This is a genomic window from Candidatus Symbiopectobacterium sp. NZEC135 (assembly GCF_025962695.1).
Genome location: NZ_JAGFPF010000279.1, coordinates 1 through 1972, shown reverse-complemented (window position 1 = coordinate 1972; position 1972 = coordinate 1). Strand labels below are relative to the sequence as shown.

At 44.5% G+C, this 1972-nt stretch carries 2 protein-coding genes; both read right to left on the bottom strand.

Annotated elements, in window-relative coordinates; genetic code table 11:
• The coding region (locus J5224_RS25880) for a type 4 pilus major pilin (RefSeq protein ID WP_264628059.1) at positions 1–363 on the bottom strand (363 nt) is incomplete at its 3' end.
• A gap of 155 nt (positions 364–518) precedes the next feature.
• On the bottom strand, positions 519–1972 hold a 1454-nt coding region (locus J5224_RS25875), incomplete at its 5' end, for a shufflon system plasmid conjugative transfer pilus tip adhesin PilV (RefSeq protein ID WP_264628058.1).

The following is a 1972-nucleotide window of genomic DNA, read 5'->3' as shown; positions in this document are numbered from 1 at the left end:
ACTTCTGGAAATTCCCGATGGGCCAGAGGCAGCAGGAGCAAGCGTAACATATCCCTTCCACGTATTGACTATATTAGTCCCTGCCCCGGCAATTTTGATCATATTGGCTGGGAATGCCCCGGCTTTGTTTGCGGCACTATTGGTTAACCCCGTATAGGTAGCAGAAGCGGCATAGAGTGATTTTATCCCTGCTTGAACAGTCGCAATGTTTTTTGATTCAGCTTCTGCGCGTTGTGCCGCCTGAGCCTTCGGATACACGATAAATGCGCCAACAATTAAAGCAGCAATGGTGCCAAGCACAAGAAGCAGTTCTAACAAAGAGAACCCTTGCTGGAATTTCTGGTTTACGTTATTTATTTTCATTGATTATCTCCATATTTGTTATTGATAAATACAGAGATAAGGCATCGAGAAATTTAATCAACACGCAAAGGATATTGTTGGTTATTTTCGTGATGAATGGATTACCTTAATAAGCCATTTAGATATAACGATGTTCAAACATTAAAAATGTCAATTTACACACCCACACAAGAATAACTCACCTTAACAAGGTTATCGCTTGTAGCCACAACTGAAAAGGTATAATCACTGCCCGATTGCGTCTCTAAGGTGTGGAACAGCGTCACACTTGAACCTGATGCCCTGCCATGATCATATTCAAAGGCAGCGGTTTTATCAGATTCAACAAGTAGACCATTGGCATAAAGGGATGCATTCATCCAATATACCCCCCAACCTACAAGCCAATTAGCATATGCATGGACCAATATTTTACCGGAAGCACCGCTTCTACAAGTAAACGCTGTATTATTACCAATAGAGCCTGATGACACTATCGTGTTCCCTTCATTCCCCTTCCATACCCCATCAATACACCACACAGGTGAGCCATTAGCAGTTTTGCTGATAAGTCCGTTAGGTGCGCATGTTTCACCAGTAATCGCTGTTGATGTGGGTTGTATATACCTTCCTGCTATGTTTCCTGACGCGGAGATACCTCCTGACGCTTTGCCATTACCTGATGCAGTAATTTTTAGGTCTCCACGGATCTTTTGGCTGCCAACAACATCAAGCTTTACGGAATCATTGATAAAAGGGTTAACATCCATCAAGAGCATATACCCGTCAGCATTACCGCCTTCTAACCTGACTGACAGCGCGTTGGCGTCAGTTGAGGAGCTACCGCCGCCAATGGACATTCGGGTGTTCTTGGTATTGGCGACAAACTCTTTAGATCTGATGGTATCGCTGTTAATCACGTTAACGGAATTGATAACACCATCAAATACAGCGCTGTTTTTGACATGGAGATCGGTAGAACTCACTTTCTGCGCATAAACCATATTCGTATTGTTGATGTTCTTACCTCCCATATTCAGATCTCCTGTCATTGGCAGTGTCCCATCACGACGGAGGTAAACCGAATACATGGAGGAATCATATCCTACACGGTAGGCCAACAACCCCGCAGCATTAATCCCGGTGTAATTGCTTGCGTTCTCGGTCCATTGACCACTCATACCCGATGCCACCGTTGCGGATTGCGTCATACCACTATCTATACCTGCCGCTTGCATAGCACGGCCTAACAAGTCATAACGAACACGATTTCCCTCTGACCAAGGCACCGTTGTTACTATCAGTCCATTGATAACGAAGTTAGGTGTGGTTCCAGCGCGTTTTAACAGGATTTTATAAGCGGATTTTTGCGCATTTATTCCGGTATAGCTGGCAGGCAATAGGCCCTCGTTTACCAACGTCTGATAGGTAATTTCACAGCCATTAGCCGAACAGGTTCTTGGTCCCGGATCGCTGGTCTGGCTGCTACTGGAAGACAGGGTTGAAAGCTTATCAAAACGAATACTGATGTAACGATTAACCGCTTCTCCCGTTTGTTTCATTTGAGCACCGACGGTATTCGCCATGATGTTTTCCTGATCGCTTTTCATGTCCTGAAACTTCATAAAAG